General features: G+C 71.2%; 17 protein-coding genes and 1 tRNA gene. 6 read left to right on the top strand and 12 right to left on the bottom strand.

Annotation, left to right across the window (positions count from 1 at the left end; translation table 11 throughout):
• Positions 1 to 34: 34 nt before the first annotated feature.
• The 8 genes from AB0924_RS10580 to AB0924_RS10545 form a co-directional block, all read right to left on the bottom strand.
• Positions 35 to 730, bottom strand: coding sequence for a hypothetical protein (locus AB0924_RS10580; RefSeq protein ID WP_366911156.1), 696 nt, complete (start codon positions 728 to 730; stop codon positions 35 to 37).
• A gap of 136 nt (positions 731 to 866) precedes the next feature.
• The gene (locus AB0924_RS10575; protein WP_358928819.1) at positions 867 to 1,370 is read right to left on the bottom strand and encodes a hypothetical protein; all 504 of its coding nucleotides are present in this window, start codon (positions 1,368 to 1,370) and stop codon (positions 867 to 869) included.
• Between the two features lie 52 nt (positions 1,371 to 1,422).
• Complete coding sequence (pth, locus tag AB0924_RS10570) at positions 1,423 to 2,025, bottom strand: aminoacyl-tRNA hydrolase (protein ID WP_358928821.1); 603 nt, start codon at positions 2,023 to 2,025, stop codon at positions 1,423 to 1,425.
• Between the two features lie 70 nt (positions 2,026 to 2,095).
• Positions 2,096 to 2,695, bottom strand: coding sequence for a 50S ribosomal protein L25/general stress protein Ctc (locus AB0924_RS10565; RefSeq protein WP_366911155.1), 600 nt, complete (start codon positions 2,693 to 2,695; stop codon positions 2,096 to 2,098).
• Positions 2,696 to 2,899: 204 nt separating this feature from the next.
• Complete coding sequence (locus AB0924_RS10560) at positions 2,900 to 3,880, bottom strand: ribose-phosphate diphosphokinase (RefSeq protein WP_358928825.1); 981 nt, start codon at positions 3,878 to 3,880, stop codon at positions 2,900 to 2,902.
• A 141-nt stretch (positions 3,881 to 4,021) separates the two neighbouring features.
• A complete protein-coding gene (gene glmU / locus AB0924_RS10555; RefSeq protein ID WP_358928827.1) occupies positions 4,022 to 5,470 on the bottom strand; it encodes a bifunctional UDP-N-acetylglucosamine diphosphorylase/glucosamine-1-phosphate N-acetyltransferase GlmU in 1,449 nt (482 codons plus the stop codon).
• 115 nt (positions 5,471 to 5,585) lie between these two features.
• A tRNA-Gln gene (locus AB0924_RS10550) sits at positions 5,586 to 5,656 on the bottom strand.
• Between the two features lie 11 nt (positions 5,657 to 5,667).
• Complete coding sequence (locus AB0924_RS10545; RefSeq protein ID WP_366911154.1) at positions 5,668 to 6,549, bottom strand: helix-turn-helix domain-containing protein; 882 nt, start codon at positions 6,547 to 6,549, stop codon at positions 5,668 to 5,670.
• 166 nt (positions 6,550 to 6,715) lie between these two features.
• On the opposite strand from AB0924_RS10545, the gene AB0924_RS10540 reads away from it, so the two are divergent.
• Positions 6,716 to 8,014: a histidine kinase gene (locus tag AB0924_RS10540; RefSeq protein WP_366911153.1), complete on the top strand. Its 1,299-nt coding sequence runs from the start codon at positions 6,716 to 6,718 to the stop codon at positions 8,012 to 8,014.
• A gap of 106 nt (positions 8,015 to 8,120) precedes the next feature.
• Here AB0924_RS10540 and AB0924_RS10535 read toward each other — a convergent pair whose 3' ends face one another.
• Complete coding sequence (locus AB0924_RS10535; protein ID WP_358928833.1) at positions 8,121 to 8,615, bottom strand: SUKH-3 domain-containing protein; 495 nt, start codon at positions 8,613 to 8,615, stop codon at positions 8,121 to 8,123.
• 71 nt (positions 8,616 to 8,686) lie between these two features.
• The gene (locus AB0924_RS10530) at positions 8,687 to 9,199 is read right to left on the bottom strand and encodes a YwqJ-related putative deaminase (protein ID WP_358928835.1); all 513 of its coding nucleotides are present in this window, start codon (positions 9,197 to 9,199) and stop codon (positions 8,687 to 8,689) included.
• Between the two features lie 262 nt (positions 9,200 to 9,461).
• On the opposite strand from AB0924_RS10530, the gene AB0924_RS10525 reads away from it, so the two are divergent.
• The 3 genes from AB0924_RS10525 (at position 9,462) to AB0924_RS10515 (ending at position 14,511) form a co-directional block, all read left to right on the top strand.
• Positions 9,462 to 10,457: an SMI1/KNR4 family protein gene (locus AB0924_RS10525; RefSeq protein ID WP_358928837.1), complete on the top strand. Its 996-nt coding sequence runs from the start codon at positions 9,462 to 9,464 to the stop codon at positions 10,455 to 10,457.
• Between the two features lie 10 nt (positions 10,458 to 10,467).
• On the top strand, positions 10,468 to 13,374 hold the full coding sequence (locus AB0924_RS10520) for an SUKH-4 family immunity protein (RefSeq protein WP_366911152.1): 2,907 nt from the start codon (positions 10,468 to 10,470) through the stop codon (positions 13,372 to 13,374).
• Between the two features lie 201 nt (positions 13,375 to 13,575).
• Positions 13,576 to 14,511, top strand: coding sequence for a cellulose-binding protein (locus tag AB0924_RS10515; RefSeq protein WP_358928841.1), 936 nt, complete (start codon positions 13,576 to 13,578; stop codon positions 14,509 to 14,511).
• A 30-nt stretch (positions 14,512 to 14,541) separates the two neighbouring features.
• Here the strand turns inward: AB0924_RS10515 and AB0924_RS10510 are convergent, their stop codons facing one another.
• Both AB0924_RS10510 and AB0924_RS10505 read right to left on the bottom strand, forming a co-directional pair.
• Positions 14,542 to 16,122 carry a cation acetate symporter gene (locus tag AB0924_RS10510; RefSeq protein ID WP_366911223.1) on the bottom strand — a complete coding sequence of 527 codons (1,581 nt, stop codon included), beginning with the start codon at positions 16,120 to 16,122 and terminating at the stop codon, positions 14,542 to 14,544.
• Between the two features lie 53 nt (positions 16,123 to 16,175).
• Complete coding sequence (locus AB0924_RS10505; RefSeq protein ID WP_358928843.1) at positions 16,176 to 16,583, bottom strand: DUF485 domain-containing protein; 408 nt, start codon at positions 16,581 to 16,583, stop codon at positions 16,176 to 16,178.
• A 606-nt stretch (positions 16,584 to 17,189) separates the two neighbouring features.
• Here AB0924_RS10505 and AB0924_RS10500 point away from each other — a divergent pair.
• The gene (locus tag AB0924_RS10500) at positions 17,190 to 17,978 is read left to right on the top strand and encodes an ABC transporter ATP-binding protein (protein ID WP_351664784.1); all 789 of its coding nucleotides are present in this window, start codon (positions 17,190 to 17,192) and stop codon (positions 17,976 to 17,978) included.
• Complete coding sequence (locus tag AB0924_RS10495; RefSeq protein WP_366911151.1) at positions 17,975 to 20,557, top strand: FtsX-like permease family protein; 2,583 nt, start codon at positions 17,975 to 17,977, stop codon at positions 20,555 to 20,557. The genes AB0924_RS10500 and AB0924_RS10495 overlap by 4 nt, the downstream gene beginning before the upstream one ends.
• The last annotated feature ends 6 nt before the right edge of the window (positions 20,558 to 20,563 follow it).

Raw genomic sequence — 20,563 nt, 5'->3', positions numbered from 1 at the left:
ACGACCACGGGGGCACCCGTCCGTATCAGCCGGCTCAGCCGCGCCGCACCCGCCGGGCCACCAGATAGCCACCCGCGCCGACCAGCACCGCGGCGGCGGCCGACAGCAGGCCCACCGGAGCACCGTTGCCCGTCTCCGCCAGGTCGCCGGCGGCACCCTGGACGGACGGCGACGAGGACACCACCGGGGACGGCGAACCGGACGCCGGCGCACCCGGCACCGCACCGGACGAGGACGACGGCGAAGCGGCCGACGAGGAGCCCGGCACCGGAGCGGACGCCGACGCCGAACCGGACGGCGCGCCCGCGCCCCCCTCGGAGCCCGCGCAGTCCGTCCAGAACACCTTGTGCTTCGCCGCGCCCTTCTCGCCCTCGAAGTTCCAGAACAGCTTGTAGTGACCGTCCGGCAGCGACAGGTCCTCCGTACGGCCATGACCGCCGGTGTCCAGCGTGAGCGCGCCGGACTTCACCGTCTCGCCCTTCACGGACGCCGTCGGCGCCCAGGCCTCGATGTGCCAGTCGACCCGCTGCACGCCGTCGAAGCCGAAGGCGTCCAGGTAGAACGTGCACACGTGCGGTTCGTTGCGGCGCAGTTCCTCGCCGGTCCGGGCATCGTGGATCTTTACGGTGCCGTTGTCACCGGGAGCGGTGGCGTGAGCGGCGGTGGGGACGGCGAACAGCGCCGCCGAGGCGACGGCGGTCAGTACGCCGACGCGGGTGGGGGTGGGCATAGGGCAGTCCATCTACGCGACAGGGACGGGAAGATGTGGAGGGGGCGGTTCAGCTTCCGGCCCGGCCGGGCGCCCGGTCAATCACGAACGGACAACACACAAGTCCCCTACACACGTGAAGAACGCCCCAACCCCGTCACAGCGACACGAATGCCGCCGTCAGCAGCGCCGCACCCGCTCCGGCCAGCGCCCACGCCACCCGGATCCACCGCATCCCGCCCGCCACCACGACCGACGCCAGCAGCAACGCCCCGCCGAACGGCACCCACGCGTACAGCACACCCGCGGGACCCGACCGCACCACCTCGGCCGACCCCGGCTTCACCACCACGTCGTACGTCCGCCCCTTGCGCACCGCGACCGTCCGCTCGATCTCCACGTGCGCGCGCGCCCCGGCACCCGCGGAGGCCGGCGTGAACGGACCGGAGCAGACGTCCCCCGCGCACTCCGCCACCCGCATCGTGCCCCGCTCACGTCCCTTGGTCAGCATCACGTGCTGCGCGGTCCCCCAGGAACCCCACACCCCCGCGAACAGGATCAGCGCGGCGATGGCGCCCGTCGCCGCGACCCGCCCGAACCGCAACGCGGTCACGGAGGCCTGGCGGGCAGTGGTGGCTGAGGCAGGCATGGCGGGGATCATTGGCCATACCCCTACTGCCGGTCAACTCCGAGGAGGGACAAGACCCGACAAGTCAGGAGTTGTAGGTGCTCTGCGCCCGCTCGAGCCCCTCCGTCACCAGACACTCCACCGCATCGGCCGCCCGGTCCACGAAGTAGTCCAGCTCCTTGCGCTCCGACGACGAGAAGTCCTTCAGCACGAAGTCCGCCACCTGCATCCGCCCCGGCGGCCGGCCGATCCCGAACCGCACCCGGTGGTAGTCCGCACTCATCGCCTTCGTCATCGACTTCAGACCGTTGTGCCCGTTGTCCCCGCCGCCCAGCTTCAGCCGCAGCACCCCGTAGTCGATGTCCAGCTCGTCGTGCACCGCGACGACGTTCGCCGGCGGCACCTTGTAGAAGTCCCGCAACGCGTTCACCGGACCACCCGACAGATTCATGAACGACATCGGCTTCGCCAGGATCACCCGGCGGTTCGCCGGCCCCACCGGACCGATCCGTCCCTCCAGCACCTGCGCCTGCGCCTTGCCCGCCCGCTTGAACTTCCCCCCGATCCGCCCGGCGAGCAGGTCCACCACCATGAAACCGACGTTGTGCCGGTTCATGGCGTACTCCGGCCCGGGATTGCCGAGCCCCACGATCAGCCAGGGGGCACCTGCGGGAGTGCTCACGTCCATGTCTCCTTGATACGCGCCAGCCGCCGTCCCCCACGGGGAACAGCGGCTGACGAAACGACGACTACGAGGATCAGGCCTCGGCGACCTCTTCGGCGCCCTCGGTCTCCTCGCCCTCCACGGCCTCCTCGGCCTGCGCGGCCAGGACCTGCAGGACGACCGCGTCCTCCTCGACGGCCAGGGTCACACCGGACGGCAGGGTGATGTCCTTGGCGTGGATGGAGGCACCGGCCTCCAGGCCCTCGACGGAGACGGTGACGGCCTCGGGGATGTGCGTGGCCTCGGCCTCGACCGGCAGCGCGTTCAGCACGTGCTCGAGCAGGTTGCCGCCCGGGGCCAGCTCGCCCTCGGTCTGCACCGGGATCTCCACCGTGACCTTCTCGCCGCGCTTGACCAGCAGCAGGTCGACGTGCTCCAGGAAGCCCTTGATCGGGTCACGCTGCACGGACTTCGGGATCGCCAGCTCGTTGGTCTTGCCGTCGATGTCCAGCGAGATCAGGACGTTCGGCGTACGCAGGGCCAGCAGCAGCTCGTGGCCCGGCAGGGTCAGGTGCAGCGGGTCGGAACCGTGGCCGTACAGGACACCCGGAACCTTGTTCTCACGACGGATACGACGGGCGGCACCCTTGCCGAACTCGCTGCGCGTGGCGGCGGTGAGCTTCACCTCGGACATGCTGATCACTCCTCGGAAACAGAGACGGACGTGGTCACCCGGCCACGAACGGCCTGCTACGAAGAGCGCGTCGATAACGGATCGCCGTACCCCGTGAAAACGGGAACGGCCTCCCTCGCCGAGCAACTGCAGCAGTCTACTCGGCAGGGGAGGCCGCCTCCAAAAGGATCTTCAGCTAGCCCGCGAAGGCGAACTGCAGAAACCTCACTGCTCGTCGAAGAGACTGGTCACCGACCCGTCCTCGAACACCTCACGCACCGCACTCGCGATCGTCGGAGCGATCGACAGAACCTTGATCTTGTCCAGGTCCCCCGCCAGCTCACCCGGCGTCGGCAGCGTGTTCGTGAACACGAACTCACTCACCCGCGAGTTCTTCAGCCGGTCCGCCGCCGGACCGGACAGCACGCCGTGCGTCGCCGTCACGATGACGTCCTCCGCACCATGCGCGAACAGAGCGTCCGCCGCCGCACAGATCGTGCCACCCGTGTCGATCATGTCGTCCACCAGGACACAGATACGGCCCTTCACATCACCGACGACCTCGTGCACCGTGACCTGGTTCGCCACGTCCTTGTCCCGCCGCTTGTGCACGATGGCCAGCGGCGCGCCCAGCCGGTCGCACCAGCGGTCCGCCACCCGCACCCGGCCCGCGTCCGGCGACACGACCGTCAGCTTCTCCCGGTCCACCTTGCCGCCCACGTAGTCCGCCAGCAGCGGCAGCGCGAACAGGTGATCCACCGGACCGTCGAAGAAGCCCTGGATCTGGTCCGTGTGCAGATCCACGGTCAGGATCCGGTCCGCACCCGCGGTCTTCATCAGATCCGCGATCAGACGCGCCGAAATCGGTTCACGACCCCGGTGCTTCTTGTCCTGCCGCGCGTAACCGTAGAACGGCACGATCACCGTGATGGAACGAGCCGACGCACGCTTCAACGCGTCGATCATGATGAGCTGCTCCATGATCCACTTGTTGATCGGCGCCGTGTGGCTCTGGATCAGGAAGCAGTCGGCGCCACGCGCCGACTCCTGGTAACGCACATAGATCTCGCCGTTGGCGAAGTCGAAGGCCTTCGTCGGGACAACCCCGACACCCAGCTGCTGGGCGACCTCCTCGGCAAGCTCGGGGTGGGCGCGGCCGGAGAAGAACATCATCTTCTTCACGCCGGTCGTCTTGATCCCGGTCACAGCACAGTCTCCTCAGAGGTCTCTAAAAGCCAGCCGGCTGCTCAAACCGCCACTCGGCTGGGCGCGAGAGGCCGAATCAGCTGGTAGGGGTGCGGTTGTCCACTTATCACGGTACGCCGTGTTCGACGCACTCGTTTCCCGTCAGTCCTCGTCAGGACCCTGCCGGGACGCCGCCTCGGCCGCCTTCGCCGCCGCGCTCCCAGGACGCTTACGAGCCACCCAACCCTCGATATTCCGCTGCTGACCACGGGCCACGGCCAGCGAACCGGGCGGCACATCCTTCGTGATCACGGACCCGGCAGCGGTGTAAGCACCGTCCCCGACCGTGACAGGAGCCACAAACATGTTGTCCGACCCCGTCTTGCAGTGCGACCCGACGGTCGTGTGGTGCTTGCTCTCCCCGTCGTAGTTCACGAACACACTCGCCGCACCGATGTTCGAGAAATCACCGATCGTCGCATCACCGACGTACGACAGATGCGGAACCTTCGTCCCCTCACCGATCGACGAGTTCTTCGTCTCCACGTACGTACCGATCTTGGCCTTCGCCCCGAGACGCGTACCGGGCCGCAGATACGCGTACGGACCCACCGACGCTCCCGCACCGATCCGCGCACCGTCCGACACCGTGTTGTCCACCCGCGCACCCGCACCCACCCGGGTGTCGTTCAGCCGGCTGTTCGGACCCACCTCGGCACCCTCGCCGATCAGCGTCGCACCCGACAGCAGCGTGTTCGGGTACACCACCGAGTCCCGCTCGAACGTCACCGTCACGTCCACCCACGTCGACGCCGGATCCACGACCGTCACACCGTCCAGCATCGCCAGCGTCAGCAGACGGTCGTTCAAAATGCGACGCGCCTGAGCGAGCTGCACCCGGTTGTTGATCCCCGCGATCTCACGGTGATCACCGGCCACCGACGCACCCACCCGGTGCCCCGCCTCACGCAGGATCCCGAGCACGTCCGTCAGGTACTCCTCGCCCTGGCTGTTGTCCGTCCGCACCTTCTTCAGCGCGTCCGCCAGCAGCCGCCCGTCGAACGCGAACACCCCGCTGTTGATCTCCCGGATCGACCGCTGGGCGTCCGACGCGTCCTTGTGCTCCACGATCGCCGTCACCGCACCCGACGCCTCGTCGCGCACGATCCGGCCGTAACCGGTCGCGTCCGGAACCTCCGCCGTCAGGACCGTCACCGCGTTGCCGTCGGCGGCATGGGTCTCCGCCAGCCGCCGCAGCGTGTCCGCGGTCAGCAGCGGAGTGTCCCCGCACACCACGACCACGGTCCCGTCGACCGGCCCGCCCAGCTCCTCGAGCCCCATCCGCACCGCGTGCCCGGTGCCGTTCTGCTGCTCCTGCACGGCCGTGCGGACGCCGGGGTCGATCTCACCCAGGTGCGCGGCGACCTGCTCACGGGCGTGCCCCACGACGACGACCAGGTTCGCCGGATCCAATTCACGGGCGGCGGCCAGCACATGGCCCACGAGGGAACGGCCGCAGATCTGGTGCAGGACCTTCGGTGTGGCCGACTTCATACGGGTGCCCTCACCCGCTGCAAGAACGACGACGGCTGCCGGGCGAATGGCGCTCACGGGGTTGCCCTTCGGCTCTGGATCGGTGGGGGTGACAGCCGCAGGATACCGGGGGGGCTTGTGGCGGATATGAGTGCGGGCCCTGACGGTGCTGTCAGGGCCCGCCGGTGTTGGGCTCCCGGAGAAGGACTCGAACCCTCATTCAACGGACCAAAACCGTTTGTCCTACCTTTAGACGATCCGGGAAGGAAAGTGCGCTATGTCCGATTTGATTGATCGGCTTCGCGCACGGACTCCACTATGCCGTACCAGGAGCCCTCGATGCGACGGTACAAGTCGGCGCCTTTCAGGACTTTGATCACGAGGCAGCCGCGGTAGTTCTCGCCGGTGTTCTTGCGGACCGTCTTGGGGTTGTGCTTCTTGAGGGTCGTCTTGTTGAAGGAGGACCGGTCGGCGCCGACAAGGGCGGCCCAGTACTGTTCGGCGCCCGACACATCGGCGTTCTCATGGATCATGACGGTGTACCTGAGGCGCTCGCGTTCCACCTCCATGAGGTCGAGCCAGGCGAGAAACACCTTGATCATGCCGGGATCGCTGTTGACGAAGGTGACGTTCTCCCGGCGGTCGTAGGGCTTGTCCTTGGCGCCCTCGGACCAATAGAGCCCGACGCCCACCAGGAACAGCTCTCGAGGTGTCAGGTCGCCGATGGCCCGTTTGGCGGCACCCTTCGTGTGCTGCCGTTCCTCTTCCCTGATGCGCAGCGTCGCTTCCCAGCCTTTCCTGGCGATGGCGGATGCCTCCTCGCGGCTGCGCTTGCGCTCCGGTTTCGGCAGGTCCCGCACCCACAACGAGACCGAGCTCCTGGAGCAGCCCAGCGCCGCCTGGATCCGGTCGTAAGTCCACCCCTGGAGGCGCAGTTCCCGGGCCTTCTCCCGGAGGTCGTCCTTGGCGTTCGGGCGTTTCGTCCATTCCGGGGGCGGTTCGCCCTTCACGAGCTGGTTGAGGATGTCGTTGTTGAAGACCTTCAGCTCGTCGCGGATCTGCCGGAGGCTGTGCCCCTCCCGGCGCAGTGCGACCGCTCGCTTCCGCAACGTTTCGAAGTCCTCGTACCTGCCGTTCCTGCCCGGTGAATGTGTCATAGGCATACCGTCCGGGCGGAATGATCGGCTCCGGGGTCGAACGGGTGGGGTTCAGCTGTTCGAGGGATTCCGGCGGGTTCAGGTGTCATTCGATTACGGAGTGTGGTGTGTGGAGGTAGGTGAAAGTCACCGGAAATGGCACGGCCGCCGCCCGTAGGCTGGAGGCATGACCACGACGGGGGAAGAGCGCACCAGGGCCCTGACCGGCCCGTGGTGGTGGGCCAGGTGGCGCAGTGCGGTGCTCGACGGGAGTCTCGCGCTGGTGTCGGCCGTGGAGTGCGGTGCGGAGGGGATTCCGTTCGCCCGGGACGCGGGTGTCCCGGTGTCGGTGGGGATCGTGTTCGGGTTGGTCGCCGGCTCGGTGCTGCTGGTGCGCAGGAAGTGGCCGATCGCCGTCGTGCTGGTCGCGATCGCGATCACGCCGGCCCAGATGGGCTTCCTGATGGGCATCGTGGGGCTGTACACGCTGGCGGCGTGCGAGCTGCCGCGGCGGATCATCGTGGCGCTGGCGGGGATGTCGCTGGTGGGCACGATGATCGTGACGTTCGTGCGGGTGCGGCAGGACATGGCGCGGGGTGATCTGACGCTGGGCGACTGGTTCGTGCCGTTCGCCTCGATCACGACGTCGCTGGGGCTGACGGCTCCGCCGGTGCTGCTCGGTCTGTACGTGGGTGCGCGGCGCCGGTTGATGGAGAGTCTGCGGGAGCGGGCGGACTCGCTGGAGCGGGAGCTCCAGTTGCTCGCGGAGCGGGCGGAGGAGCGGGCGGAGTGGGCGCGCAACGAGGAGCGGACGCGGATCGCGCGGGAGATGCACGACGTGGTCGCGCACCGGGTGAGTCTGATGGTGGTGCACGCGGCGGCGTTGCAGGCGGTGGCGCGGAAGGATCCGGAGAAGGCGGTGCGGAACGCCGCGCTGGTGGGGGACATGGGGCGGCAGGCGCTGACGGAGCTGCGGGAGATGCTCGGGGTGCTGCGGGCCGGGGAGGACGCGGTGCGGCGGGCGGCGGCGGTGCCGTTGGCGGCGGTGGGGGTGGCCGCGGCGCGGGCGGCCGGGGCGGCCGACGAGGAGGGGCCGTGTCTGTCGGAACTGGAGGAGTTGGTGGGGCAGTCGGCCGCGGCGGGGATGGTGGTCGATCTGTCGGTGGAGGGGGAGGTGCGGTCGTATGCGGCGGAGGTGGAGCAGACGGCGTACCGGGTGGTGCAGGAGGCGCTGACGAACGTGCACAAGCACGCGGGGGGCGCGAAGACGTATGTGCGGCTCGCTCATCGGGGCGGGGAGATCGCGATGCAGGTGGAGAACGGGCCGCCGCCGGAGCCGGGGTCCGCGTCGGCGGCGGGGTTGCCGTCGGGTGGTAACGGTCTGGTGGGGATGCGGGAGCGGGTGCTGGCGCTGGGCGGGGTGTTCGTGTCGGGGCCGACGGATGTGGGGGGTTTCCGCGTGTCGGCGGTGATTCCGGCGGTGTGAGGGGTGCGGCCGGCGTGGTGTGTGCCGGGTGTCGCCGCCCTCGGCCGAGTCGGGTGCTGCCGGTGATCGGCGTGCCCGGGTGCCGGGCGGTGTCAGGTGTCCGGTGTCAGGCGGTGGTGAGGCGGGCGGGTATGGCGCCGGCGACGAGGGTCGACAGGGCCTGGTCGATGTCGGGGCCGAGGTACCAGTCGCCGGTGTGGTCGAGGGCGTAGACGCGGCCTTCGGTGTCGATGGCGAGGAGGGCGGAGGTGTCGGTCTCCTCGCCGAGGGGGGTGACCTCGGTGCCGAGGGCGCGGCCGAGGTCGCCGAGGGTGCGGGCGAGGTGGAGGCCGTGCAGGGGGTCGAGGTGCAGGGTCGCGGGGGCGACCTGGCGGCCGGGGCCGGTGGGGGTGATGTGCAGTCCGCCGAACTCGGCCCAGGCTTCGACGGCCGCGGGGAAGACGGTGTGCTGGTGTCCGGCGGGTGAGGTGTGCTCGCGCAGGGTGTCGGCCCAGTACTCCGCTTGCTTTATGTCCCAGCGCCCGGGTTGCCAGCCGGCGGCGCGGAGGGCGGCGTCGACGGGGACGGGGAAGCGGGTGGTGGAGGTGCGGTCGGGGTGCATCTGCCCTTCGATCGTCGTGCGTGTGGTGCGTGTGGTGCGAGGCGTTTCTCGTCGTGCGGGGTTCCGGGGGCTCAGTCGTCGGCGGCGGGGTCGACGACGCGGACGCCGAAGTGGGCGCTCAGGGCGGTGCAGGCGCGGCAGGGGGTGGCGAAGTTCCCGTGGAGGGGGTCGCCGTCCTCGCGTATACGGCGGGTGGTGAGTTTGGCCTGTTTGAGGACTTTGCGGGCTTCGCCGTTGGTCATGGGCTTGCGGGCGGCGCGTTTGCTGCGGGCGGCGTCGGCGGCGGTGATGTGCCGGGAGATGAGGATGGTCTCGGCGCAGCGGCCGGTGAAGCGGTCGCGCTGGGCGCTGGTGAGGGTGTCGAGGAAGTCCTGTACGAGGGGGTGCAGGGCGGGGGGCTGGTCGCCACGGGCGGCGGTGCCGGTGAGGGTGGTGCCGCGGACGGAGAGGGCGGCGGCGATGGTGGGGAGGATGCCGTCGCGGCGGTGGTGGAGGGCGGGAGCGGGGGGTGTGGGGGGGCCGCTCCAGCCGATGCGCGGGTCGCCGGCCCGCACGTCGGTTCCTCCGGTCTGCATGGCGTTCATGTGCGTTTTCCCTCCCCGGGTGTGCCCCGAAGGACACAGAGTGCCAAATGCCGTGGCTGGTGCGGAAGCTGGGGCGGCGCGACACGCCCGGGTCGGGTTATGCCGTCACGTTGGGGTGACGGCTGGTCACGGAAGTGGAGGCGGGATGTGGCGGGGTGGGACGGCGGGCCGGTGACCGGTGTGCGCGTACCGCTTAGGCTGTCGGCATCCGCGATCGACACCGCCGTTCAGGCCAGAGAGAACGCCGCAGGGGGCAACCGCCATGACGACAGGTCGGCTCGGGCAACAAGCCGCGCCGCCGAACGCGGCTTATGCCGGGCAGGTCGTGCACTTCCCGGATCCGGTTCGGGCGGCACGTCACCCGAGAGGGGTACGGGTCGATGAGCATGGTTACCCGGATTTCTCTGCGTACGCGCGCGCGGCGGCGGAGATCGCCGATCCGCCGGAGGGTTTCGGGGTCGACGAGCTTCGGCTGACGGACTATGTGTCGGCGAACGCGGCGTTGGCCGCGGCGGGGCACGAGTTGTGGGACACGGTGCCGGATGTGGCGACGCCGCACGGCTGGACGTGGCATCACGTGGTGGGTTCGCGGAGGCTGGAGCTGGTTCCGGTCGATGTGAAGGCGCTGCTGCGGCATCACGGCGGGGTGGCGACGACGCGCGTGGATCACGGCAAGCGTGGCACGCGGCCGTTGCAGGAGACGCGTCCGGCGCACTTCGGGCTGCCGAAGTCGGGTGTGGCGGTGACGGAGTCGCAGGTGCAGGGCGTCGAGGAGGAGCTGGGGTATCGCCTTCCGGGCGCGTACCGGTCGTTCCTGAAGGCGGCGGGCGGCTGCGCGCCGGTGGGTGCCGCGCTGGACGCCGAGCTGGGGCTGTTGCTGGATCAGCCGTTCTTCACGGTGCGGGACGAGGCCGCGGTCAACGACCTGGTGTACGTCAACAAGTGTCTGCGTGACCATCTGACGAAGGACTACCTGGGCGTCGGTTTCGTGCAGGGTGGTCTGCTCGCCGTCAAGGTGCGTGGTGAGCGGCTCGGTTCGGTGTGGTTCTGCGCGTACGACGACGCGCGGGACGTGGACGCGTCGTGGTCGCCGGCGGAGCGGGTGGAGCGGTTGCTGCTGCCGTGCGGTGACGACTTCGACGCGTTCCTGTCGCGGCTGGCGGGTAATCCGCCGGAGTTGGAGACGGTGGCGAGTCTGATGGTGGACGGCGGTTTCGCGCGTGCCGTTCCGGTGTCTTCCGTGCCGGTGGGGGAGTGAGCTGCGAGCGATGGTGACCTTTGCGCAGGCGCAGGAGCGCGCCGAGGAGTGGATCAACGGTGACGTGCCCGTCTACCAGCATCGTGAGGTGCGGGTGCGGGAGTTCGAGCTGGGCTTCGTGGTGTGGGGCGAGGACCGTGCGGAGGGGCCGCGTTCGGACGCGGGCGGGCAGCGTCTCGTCATCGCCCGGGACAGTGGTGAGGCGACGTTGTGGCCGGCGCTGCCGGTGGGTGAGGTGATCCGCCGGTACGAGGAGGAGTACGGGCGCGTCGACGAGGTGCGGGACGCGGTGCCGGCGCCGGCCCGGGTGGATCTGAATCAGACGTCGTTCCTGCTGACTCCGCCGGAGTGGTTGCAGGAGGCGGCGGACAAGCTGGGTATTCCGGATCGCCGGTCGGGGGAGTCGTCGGGCGCCGCGGCCGCCGCCGCGGATTCCGGTGCTCTCGCTGCCGGTTCGGGTGCGCTCGCCGAGACGCAGGCCGGGGTGCCGGCGGCGGAGCCCTCGGACGCGGTTCCGGGGATGCCGGCCGGTGCGGGTGCGGCGGGTGGTGTCGGGAGCGGTGCCGTGTGGCCGGCTGCCGGGTCGGGCGCCACGCCGGGCGCGGGGGTGTCCGGTGCGCCGGGTGCGCCGGGTGCGCCTGCCGGTGGGCCTGTTGCGCCGGGTGCGCCTGGCGGTGGGCCCGTTGTGCCGGGTGCGCCCGGCGCGCCGAGTGCGCCGGAGGCGCCCGCGGGGGCCACGCCGTGGGCGGGTACGGACACCAACGCGGATTCCGGTGAGGATCGTTCGGTGCCGTTGCCGGCGACGGTGTTCGCGCCGCCGCTGAGTGACCCGGACGGCGGTGTGCCGCGGCCGCCGGCCGCCGCGCCGGACGCGAAGACCGCGCTGATGTCGGGGGGCAGTGCGCTGCCGCCCACGGCGGTGGCGCCGGCGCTGGCCGCCGAGGGCCGGCCGGGAGCGCCGGACGTGCCGCCGGGTGCGCCCGGGACTCCGCCTGCTGCTCCGCCCGCCGCTCCCGTCGTGCCTGGTGCGCCGGGATCCGGGCCGGGTGCCACGCCTCCGCCGCCTCCGGGCATGCCGTCGTACGGTCATCCGCAGCCGCCGGCGGGACCGGGCACGCCCGCGCCGGTCGCGGGACCGGGCGTCAGCGCGCCGCCTCCGGGTGCCACGCCTCCGCCGCCCCCGGGTGCGCCGACGTACGGCTATCCGCAGGCGCCGGGTGCGGTGCCGGACGTGCCGCGGCCGCCGGCCGGTCCGGAGCGGCCGCTCCCGCCGAACGCCGGGGACATCGCGGACGCGGCGACGAGCAAGGCGGCGCCGCCGCCGCGCAAGCCGCGCGCCGGGCTGGGCACGCCGCCTCCGCCGCCGGGCGCTCCGGGTACGCCGGGCGCGCGTCCGGGGAGTATGCCCGCGCCGGGTGCTCCGGGCGCGCCCGCGGGCGGGTACGTGCCGACGCAGCTGGTGTCGGCGCTCGGCCCCGAGGGCCCCGGTGCTCCGGGCGCTGCTCAGCCGCCCGGTGCGCCGGGTGTTCCCGGGGGTACGCCGCCCGGCGACGCCCCCCACGCGGCCACGGTGCTGGCCACGCCGGGCATGCCGCTGCCTCCCGCCCCCGGTGCCCCCCAGCCTCCGGGCGCCCCTGGTGTTCCCGGCGCGCCCGCTGCCCCGGGTGCCCCCGGCGGTGGGCGTGGTGCGGTGCACCACGCGGAGACCGTGCTGGCGGCGCCGCCGGTGGGGGGCCCGGGAGCGCCGCCTCCGCCTCCGCCTCCGCCGCCGCCCGCGGCCGGCCCGCCCGGCATGCCGCCGGGTGCCCCGGGCGTTCCGGGGCCGATGGGCGCCCCGCAGCCGCAGCCGATGCCGCAGCAGCCGATGCCGCCGGGTGCGATGCCGCCGCCGGGTGGTCCGCTGCCGGGGCAGCCTCCGGCGTACGGCTATCCGCAGCAGGGGCAGCCGACGGTGGGTCCGGGGTATCAGGCGGTGCTGCGGTACCGCGCGCAGGACGGTTCGGAGCAGCAGCTGATCCGGCGTTCGGCCCCGGGCACGCCGCATCCGGAGTGGCAGATCTTCCATGAGCTGCGGGCGATGAACGTGCCGCCGGACCAGGTGCTGGAGCTGCACACGGAGCTGGAGTCGTGCGAGCTGCCGGGGGCGTACTGCGCGCGGATGATCCGGGAGCAGTGGCCGCAGGCGCGGATCACGAGCATCGCGCCGTACGGCACGGACCACGCGAGCCGGCAGCAGGGCATGCGGCAGTTGCTGGCGCACCAGGGTGAGCTGCACCAGGTCGCCGACGGCCCGGCCCGGCCGGCTCCGGTGCGGGCTCCGCTGCCGCCGGTGCAGCCGGCGCCGCCGGTCCCGCCGGAGGTCATCGGGCAGGAGCTGGCGGCGGCGTTCGGGCCGGGGGTCTTCCGGTTCGAGCAGCAGGCGGTGTCGCGGCAGGGTGTGCCGCCGGTCGTGGCGCACACGCTGGTGGTGGCCGGGCTTCCGGTGGACCTGGGTCCGTTCTTCTGGGCGCAGGCCCAGCCGGGCCGTCCGGTGCCGACGCTGGCGGAGCTGGCGGCGGAGCGCGGGGTGCAGCCGGCGCCGGACGCGGGGTCGTACCTGGTGATGGGTACGGACTTCGGCCGGGCGGTCTGTGTGCAGTACGGGACGGCGAACATCGTGGCCGTTCCGGTGGAGGCCGGGCCCGGGGGTGCTCCGGTGCCGCCGCAGTTCGTGAACACCGGTCTGCCGGAGTTCGCGCGGTGCCTGGCGCTGCTGGGGCGGATGTGGCGGCTGCGGCACGGGCTGAACCAGGAGCAGGCGGGCCGCTGGACGGTGGACTTCCAGGCGCAGTTGGCCGCTCTGGACCCGGCGGCGCTGGGTTCGCCGGAGAGCTGGTGGTCGGTGCTGCTGGAGCAGATGTGGGACGGGCTGTTGTAGCCCTTGCCCGCCGAGGCCCGCTTCTGTCATGCCCTTCACGCGTGTGCGTGGAGGGCATGAGTGTTTTCGCGCGCGTCGTCGCGTGAGATTTCGGCCGTGACGTCTCTGCGGAGTGTCGTGTTATGCATACTTACGCCCGGTCTAGCAGGATATGCGCTAAATCATTATGTCGTGTATGTCCGGCGGAAAGGGGCTCCCAGGGTGAGCAGCGCATCGACGACGCCGTACGGCCTGGAGACCGTCCGGGGGCGCGGCTACCGCCCCGATCAGGTCGACACCTATCTGGAGGCGCTGTCGCAGGACCGGGACGCCGCGTGGGAGCGCGCCGCGCGGCTGACCGTGCTCGCCAAGGACATGGAGGCGGAGGCGGCGCGGCTGCGCGAGACGGTCGGGGAACTGGTGCCGCAGACGTACGAGTCGCTGGGGGAGCGGGCGGCGCACCTGTACCAGCTGGTGCTGCGGGAGGCAGCCGAGGTCCGCGAAGGTGCGCGGCGGGCGGCGCAGGAGGAGATCGCCGAGGCCGAGGCCTACGCCCTGGACGTGCACCAGGCGGCCCGGGAGGCGGCGGACGCGCTGCGCGAGGAGGCCGTGGAGCATGCCCGCCGGCTCGTCCTCGCCGCGCGCGCGGAGGCCGACGAGCTGCGGATCGGCGCGCGGCGCGGAGTGAAGGAGCGGCGCGGGGAGGCGCTCGCCGCGCTGCGTGAGGTGCGCGAGCGCATCGACGGACTCTCCGCCGAGCAGGCCGGGCAGCAGGCGGAGCGGCTGGCGGCGGTGCGGCGCGAGGAGGCCGAGCGGCTGGTCGCGCTGGAGGCCTGCCAGGCCGAGCGGATCGCCGGCGCGGAGGCCCGGGTCGCCGAGGCGGAGCGGGCGCTCGGCGAGGCCGAGGAGGCCGCGCGCCGCTGCGAGGAGCAGGCGCGGGTGCGTGCCGTCGAGATCGTCGACGAGGCGCACACGGAGGAGAAGCGCATCGCCCAGGAGACAGAGCGGGTGCTGCGCGAGCACAGCGAGATGTGGGACGAGGTCCAGACGCACATGGACTCCGTGCGCAACAGCCTCCTCACCCTGACCGGCAGGGTGGAGCAGGAGCAGGGGGTGGCGTCCGGGGCGGGGCTGCGCGAACCGGAGGACACCCCCTGACGCGGCGGCGGTGCGTCGCGTCGCGCCGGCTCAGCCGCCCCTGCGGACCGCGCCCGCCAGGATCCAGCCCTCCACCGCCTCGTACTGGCGCCGCTGTTCCTCCGCCTTGCGGCGGCCGGAGGCGACCGTGCCCAGCCAGCCGAAGAAGAAGCCGGCCGGGATGGAGACGATGCCGGTCGTGGTGAACGGAAACCAGTTGAAGTCGGCGCCGGGAAAGGCCGATACGGGCGAGCCGGAGACGAGGTTGGTGCCCGGCATGAGCAGCAGCACGGCCAGGGAGCCGCCGAGCAGGGTGCCCATCAGTCCGGCGCGGGTGTAGCGGCGCCAGAACAGGCTGTAGACGAGGGCGGGGGCGAGCGCGGAGGCGCCGAGGCAGAAGGAGAGCGTCACCAGCGGCTGCAGGCTGTGGTGCTGCACCAGGGTGGCCAGCAGGATCGTGGGCACTCCGACGGCGAGGGCGGAGAAGCGGGCCAGGGCCATCTCCCGGCGGGCCGGCATCTCCTGTACCCGGGCGGCGAACACGTCGTGGGCCAGGGAGTTGGCGCAGGCGAGGATCATCCCGGCGACCGAGGCGAGCAGGGTCAGGAAGAGTGCCGTGGTCACCAGGGTGAACAGGAAGCTCTCCGTCGTGGACACGTCCACGCCGAACGCCGCCCGTGAGCCCAGCAAGTAGGCGGTGTTGCCCTGCTTGTCGGCCGCCGCGATCGCCGAGCGGCCCACCAGGGCCGTGGCGCCGAACCCGACCACCGTGATGACCAGCACGAACAGGGCCACCAGCGACACCGCCCAGGACAGCGAGCGGCGCACCTGACGGGCGCTGGAGGCGGTGTACATGCGCATGGTGATGTGCGGCAGGCAGGCGCCGCCGAGGACGATGGTCAGCTCGGAAGTGATCATGTCCAGGCGGGCGCCCGGGTGCCCGGCGAACTGCAGCCCGGAGTGGAGGAAGGCCGGACCGGCGCCGCTCTGCCGTGCCGCGGCCTGGAACAGGGCGCCCGGGTCCCAGTCGAAGCGGTGCAGGATCAGTACGGCGACGACGGCGCCGGAGCCGAGCAGCATGACGATCTTCAGGATCTGGATGAGGGCGGTGCCCTTCATGCCGCCGATCGCCGCGTAGGCGATCATCAGGGCGCCGATTCCCACGACACAGCCGGTCTTCAGCGACTCGTTGGAGAAGCCCAGGATGAACGCGATGAGCTGTCCGGTGCCGGCGAGCTGCACCAGCATCAGCGGCAGCAGCGAGGCGATCGTCACCACGCAGGCCGTGATCCGCACGGCGCGGCCGGGCATCCGGCGGGCCAGCGCGTCGCCCATGGTGAACCGGCCCGCGTTCCGCAGCGGTTCGGCCAGCAGGAACATCAGCAGCAGCAGCGACAGGGCGGTGCTGAGGGCGAGTACGACACCGTCGTAGCCGCACAGGGCGATCACTCCGCCGGTGCCGAGGACGGTCGCCGCGGAGATGTAGTCCCCGGCGATGGCCAGGCCGTTGCGCAGCGGGGACAGGGTGCCGTAGCCGGTGTAGAACTCGTCGAGGTCGTCGCGGTCCGGGCCGGTCATCACGCACAGCAGCAGGGTGAGGGTGGCCACGGCGGAGAAGGCGACCAGCGACATGGCCTGGGCGGAGCCGCTGAAGCCGGAGACGTCCGGCGCGAGGGCGCGGGCGGTCACCGGATCGCTCCCCGCCGCGCGTCCAGTTCGGCCTCCTTGCGGATGCGGTCGGCGAGCGGGTCGACATGGCGGCGCGCGGTGTGCTCGTACAGGGCGATCGCCAGCCAGGTGACCGGGAGTTGCAGCAGGGCGAGCAGCAGGCCGGCCGGGATGCCGTCGGCGAGGTCCCGCGTCATGACGTCCGGGGCGTACGCGGACAGCACGAGGAACAGCGTGAAGTAGCCGAGTGCGGTGAGGGTGGCGGTGCGCCGCTGCCAGCGGTAGGCGCCGCGCAGCAGGCGCAGGTCGCTGTGGTGCCCGAGGGGTTCGCGGGCCGGGGCGCGGTGCGGGCGCGGCGGTTCGGGGGGTACCGGCTGCCAGGGGTAGGTCGGGTACGACGGGGAGTGCGGCGGGTCGTAGGACATCCCGGGGCTCCTTGCGTGGCTCGGGTCCGTGGCGGCGGACCGCAGGGAGGTAGGGGGTGGGGAAACGGAGTGACGCACGCTACTCGGGGGTGTACGGCCGCGTGGGCTTTTCACCGAACTGGCCGGTCGGTATGCGCTTACTGCACCGAACCGTGTCCCGTCCGTGTTGTTACCCGCGTTAACCAGGGCGTTCGCGGGGCGGCACCCCGCACCGTCCGCCGGTGTGAAGCCGCGCTGGGCGCCCGTGACTTGAACCTGACGCGACGGCAGGGTGGAGCCTTTCCGGGGCGGAGGGTGGAGCGGACCCCGAGCGCGTCTCCACCCGACGGTGGACGACCCCTAGGGGTATCTCCGTACTGCGGGTCGGGGAGGGTTCGTCCCGGCGGAGGACGAGGAACGCCCACCGCCGTCCTTAACCTGGCTTTACGCCGCCGGGGGGCGGCTGACCGAACCGGCGGGGGTGGGGTTTTCCCCCGCACAACAGGGGGCTTCGCACCAGCGCGCGGCACGCCCGCCGCACGCCAGACTCGGCGTCGTACCCGGAACAGGCGCACCGCGACACCGGGGCGCACCCACCGACCTGTCGACCGACATAGGAGACGTACCGTGACATCGGCTGTGACCATTCCCAGGCACGGGGGCACTGGAGGGCCTACGGCCGTTGCCGCGCGGGCCCGGCAGGTCGTCAAGGCGTACGGGTCCGGCGAGACCCGCGTCGTGGCGCTGGACCACGTCGACGTGGACATCGCCCGCGGCCAGTTCACCGCGATCATGGGCCCCTCGGGGTCCGGCAAGTCCACCCTGATGCACTGCCTCGCCGGCCTGGACACGGTGACGAGCGGTCAGATCTACCTGGACGAGACCGAGATCACCGGCCTGAAGGACAAGAAGCTCACCAAGCTGCGCCGGGACCGCATCGGGTTCATCTTCCAGGCGTTCAACCTGCTGCCCACGCTGAATGCGCTCGAGAACATCACGCTCCCCATGGACATCGCCGGCCGCAAGCCGGACCGGGCGTGGCTGGACCGGGTCGTGGAGACCGTCGGGCTGGCGGGCCGGCTCAAGCACCGTCCCACCCAGCTCTCCGGCGGCCAGCAGCAGCGGGTCGCCGTGGCCCGCGCGCTCGCCGCCCGCCCGGAGATCATCTTCGGTGACGAGCCGACCGGAAACCTCGACTCGCGCGCGGGCGCCGAGGTGCTGGGCTTCCTGCGCCGCTCGGTGACCGAACTCGGGCAGACCATCGTGATGGTCACCCACGACCCCGTCGCCGCCTCCTACGCCGACCGCGTGCTCTACCTCGCCGACGGCCGGATCGTCGACGAGATGCACCAGCCGACGGCCGAGCAGGTCCTGGACCGCATGAAGGACTTCGACGCCCGGGGGCGCACGTCATGACCGTGCTGAAGACCTCGATGCGCAACTTCTTCGCCCACAAGGGCCGGATGGCGCTGTCGGCGATCGCGGTGCTGCTGTCGGTGGCCTTCGTCTGCGGGACGCTGGTGTTCACGGACACGATGAACACGACGTTCGACAACCTGTTCCAGGCGACGTCGTCGGACGTGCAGGTCAGCGCCAAGGACTCGTCCGACACCGGCGAGACCACCTCGGGCACCGGCAAGCCCCCGGTGATGCCGGCCTCCGTGGTCGGCGAGGTGCGCGGGGCGGAGGGCGTCGGCAAGGCCGAGGGAACGGTCTTCTCCACCTCGGTGACCGTGGTCGACCACGACCTCGACAAGCTCTCGCCCACCAGCGGCGCCCCGACCGTCGTCGGAAGCTGGAACGACAACGACGCCCGCACCATGAAGATCACCTCCGGTACGGCCCCCAAGGGGTCCGGCCAGGTCATGGTGGACGCCGACACCGTCAAGAAGCACCACCTGAAGATCGGTGACGAGATCGGCATCATCACCGTCGTCGGCACGCACCACGCGCGCGTGTCCGGCATCGCCACCTTCACCGTCACCAACCCCGGTGCGGCGATCTTCTACCTGGACACGGAGACCGCCCAGCGGACCCTGGTCGGCCGGACCGGCGTGTACACCAACGTCAACGTCACCGCCGCCAAGGGCGTCACCGACGACCGGCTGAAGAAGAACGTGGTCGCCGCGCTCGGCCGCGGCTACAAGGTGCAGACGGCCAAGGAGATCGCCGACGCCAACCAGAAGCAGCTTCAGGGCGTGCTGAACGTCATGAAGTACGCGATGCTCGGCTTCGCCGGTATCGCCTTCCTGGTCGGCATCTTCCTGATCATCAACACCTTCTCCATGCTGGTCGCCCAGCGCACCCGTGAGATCGGTCTGCTGCGGGCCATCGGCTCCTCCCGCAAGCAGGTCAACCGGTCGGTGCTCATCGAGGCCCTGCTGCTCGGCGTGATCGGCTCCGTGCTCGGTGTCGGCGCGGGCGTCGGCATCGCCGTCGGCCTGATGAAACTCATGGGCCAGATAGGCATGCACCTGTCCACCGACGACCTGACGGTCGCCTGGACCACCCCGGTGCTGGGCCTGCTCCTCGGTGTCGTCGTCACCGTCCTTGCGGCCTACCTGCCCGCCCGGCGCGCCGGCAAGGTCTCCCCGATGGCCGCGCTGCGCGACGCGTACGCCCCGGCCGACGCCAAGGCCGGGGTCGTCCGGGCCGTCATCGGCCTGGTCCTGACCGGCGCCGGTACCGCGAGCCTGTTCGCGGCCGCCACCGCCGACCAGGCCAAGGGCGGCTCCGGCTGGCTGGGGCTCGGCGTCGTGCTCACCCTCATCGGCTTCGTCGTCATCGGCCCGCTGCTCGCCGCCGGCCTGGTCCGCGTCCTCGGCGTGATCATGCTGCGGATCTTCGGCCCGGTCGGCCGGATGGCCGAGCGCAACGCGCTGCGCAACCCGCGCCGCACCGGCGCCACCGGCGCCGCCCTGATGATCGGCCTGGCCCTGGTGGCCTGCCTGTCGGTGGTCGGCTCCTCCATGGTGGCCTCCGCCACCGACCAGCTCGACAAGACCGTCGGCACGGACTTCATCATCCAGAACGACAACCAGGGCGGCCTCATCAACCCGCAGTCCGTGCGCGCCGTGAAGAACACGCCGGGCCTGGAACGGGTCACCGAGTACAAGCTCCTGGACGCGTCCCTGACCACCCCGGACGGCCAGGTCTCCAAGAAGGAGACGATCAACGCGGCCGACCCGACCTACGCGCGGGACCTGCGCACCGAGACGGTCGCCGGCACGCTCGCCGACGCCTACAAGCCCGACTCGATGTCCGTCTTCGAGGGCTTCGCCGAGAAGCACGGCATCAAGCTCGGCTCCACGGTCTCCGTCGACTTCAAGGACGGTTCGACGGCCAGGCTGACGGTCCGCGCGATCACCAGCGACGAGGCCGTCGTCGACAAGGGCGCCATGTACGCGTCCATCCCGACGGTCGCGAAGTACGTGCCCGCCGACCGGATGCCGCTGGACATGCTGGTGTTCGCCACCGCCAAGGAAGGCCAGCAGGACGCGGCCTACAAGGCGCTGAAGTCGGCCCTGCACCAGGACCCGAGCCTGACGGTCCGCGACCAGACCGACTACAAGCAGGCCCTGAAGGACCAGATCGGCCAGCTGCTCAACATGATCTACGGCCTGCTGGCGCTCGCGATCATCGTCGCCGTCCTCGGTGTGGTGAACACCCTGGCCCTGTCGGTGGTCGAGCGGACCCGGGAGATCGGCCTGATGCGGGCCATCGGCCTCTCCCGCCGGCAACTGCGCCGCATGATCCGCCTGGAGTCCGTGGTGATCGCGGTCTTCGGCGCCCTGCTCGGTCTCGGCCTGGGCATGGGCTGGGGCGCGACCGCCCAGAAGCTGCTGGCACTGGAGGGCCTGAAGGTCCTGGAGATCCCCTGGCCGACGATCATCACGGTCTTCGTCGCCTCGGCCTTCGTGGGCCTGTTCGCCGCCCTGATCCCGGCGTTCCGGGCGGGCCGGATGAACGTACTGAACGCCATCGCGACCGAGTAGCCACCC

This window comes from Streptomyces sp. NPDC047869, assembly GCF_040704065.1.
Lineage (GTDB): Bacteria > Actinomycetota > Actinomycetes > Streptomycetales > Streptomycetaceae > Streptomyces.
This window is presented reverse-complemented; position numbering and strand designations above follow the sequence as displayed.

Bases quoted from the DNA above. Each gene is read 5' to 3' on its own strand.
- AB0924_RS10580 (WP_366911156.1), bottom strand. From the start codon at position 730: ATGCCCACCCCCACCCGCGTCGGCGTACTGACCGCCGTCGCCTCGGCG.
- AB0924_RS10575 (WP_358928819.1), bottom strand. From the start codon at position 1,370: ATGATCCCCGCCATGCCTGCCTCAGCCACCACTGCCCGCCAGGCCTCC.
- pth (WP_358928821.1), bottom strand. From the start codon at position 2,025: ATGGACGTGAGCACTCCCGCAGGTGCCCCCTGGCTGATCGTGGGGCTC.
- AB0924_RS10565 (WP_366911155.1), bottom strand. From the start codon at position 2,695: ATGTCCGAGGTGAAGCTCACCGCCGCCACGCGCAGCGAGTTCGGCAAG.
- AB0924_RS10545 (WP_366911154.1), bottom strand. From the start codon at position 6,549: ATGACACATTCACCGGGCAGGAACGGCAGGTACGAGGACTTCGAAACG.
- AB0924_RS10540 (WP_366911153.1), top strand. From the start codon at position 6,716: ATGACCACGACGGGGGAAGAGCGCACCAGGGCCCTGACCGGCCCGTGG.
- AB0924_RS10535 (WP_358928833.1), bottom strand. From the start codon at position 8,615: ATGCACCCCGACCGCACCTCCACCACCCGCTTCCCCGTCCCCGTCGAC.
- AB0924_RS10530 (WP_358928835.1), bottom strand. From the start codon at position 9,199: ATGAACGCCATGCAGACCGGAGGAACCGACGTGCGGGCCGGCGACCCG.
- AB0924_RS10525 (WP_358928837.1), top strand. From the start codon at position 9,462: ATGACGACAGGTCGGCTCGGGCAACAAGCCGCGCCGCCGAACGCGGCT.
- AB0924_RS10520 (WP_366911152.1), top strand. From the start codon at position 10,468: ATGGTGACCTTTGCGCAGGCGCAGGAGCGCGCCGAGGAGTGGATCAAC.
- AB0924_RS10510 (WP_366911223.1), bottom strand. From the start codon at position 16,122: ATGTCGCTGGTCGCCTTCTCCGCCGTGGCCACCCTCACCCTGCTGCTG.
- AB0924_RS10505 (WP_358928843.1), bottom strand. From the start codon at position 16,583: ATGTCCTACGACCCGCCGCACTCCCCGTCGTACCCGACCTACCCCTGG.
- AB0924_RS10495 (WP_366911151.1), top strand. From the start codon at position 17,975: ATGACCGTGCTGAAGACCTCGATGCGCAACTTCTTCGCCCACAAGGGC.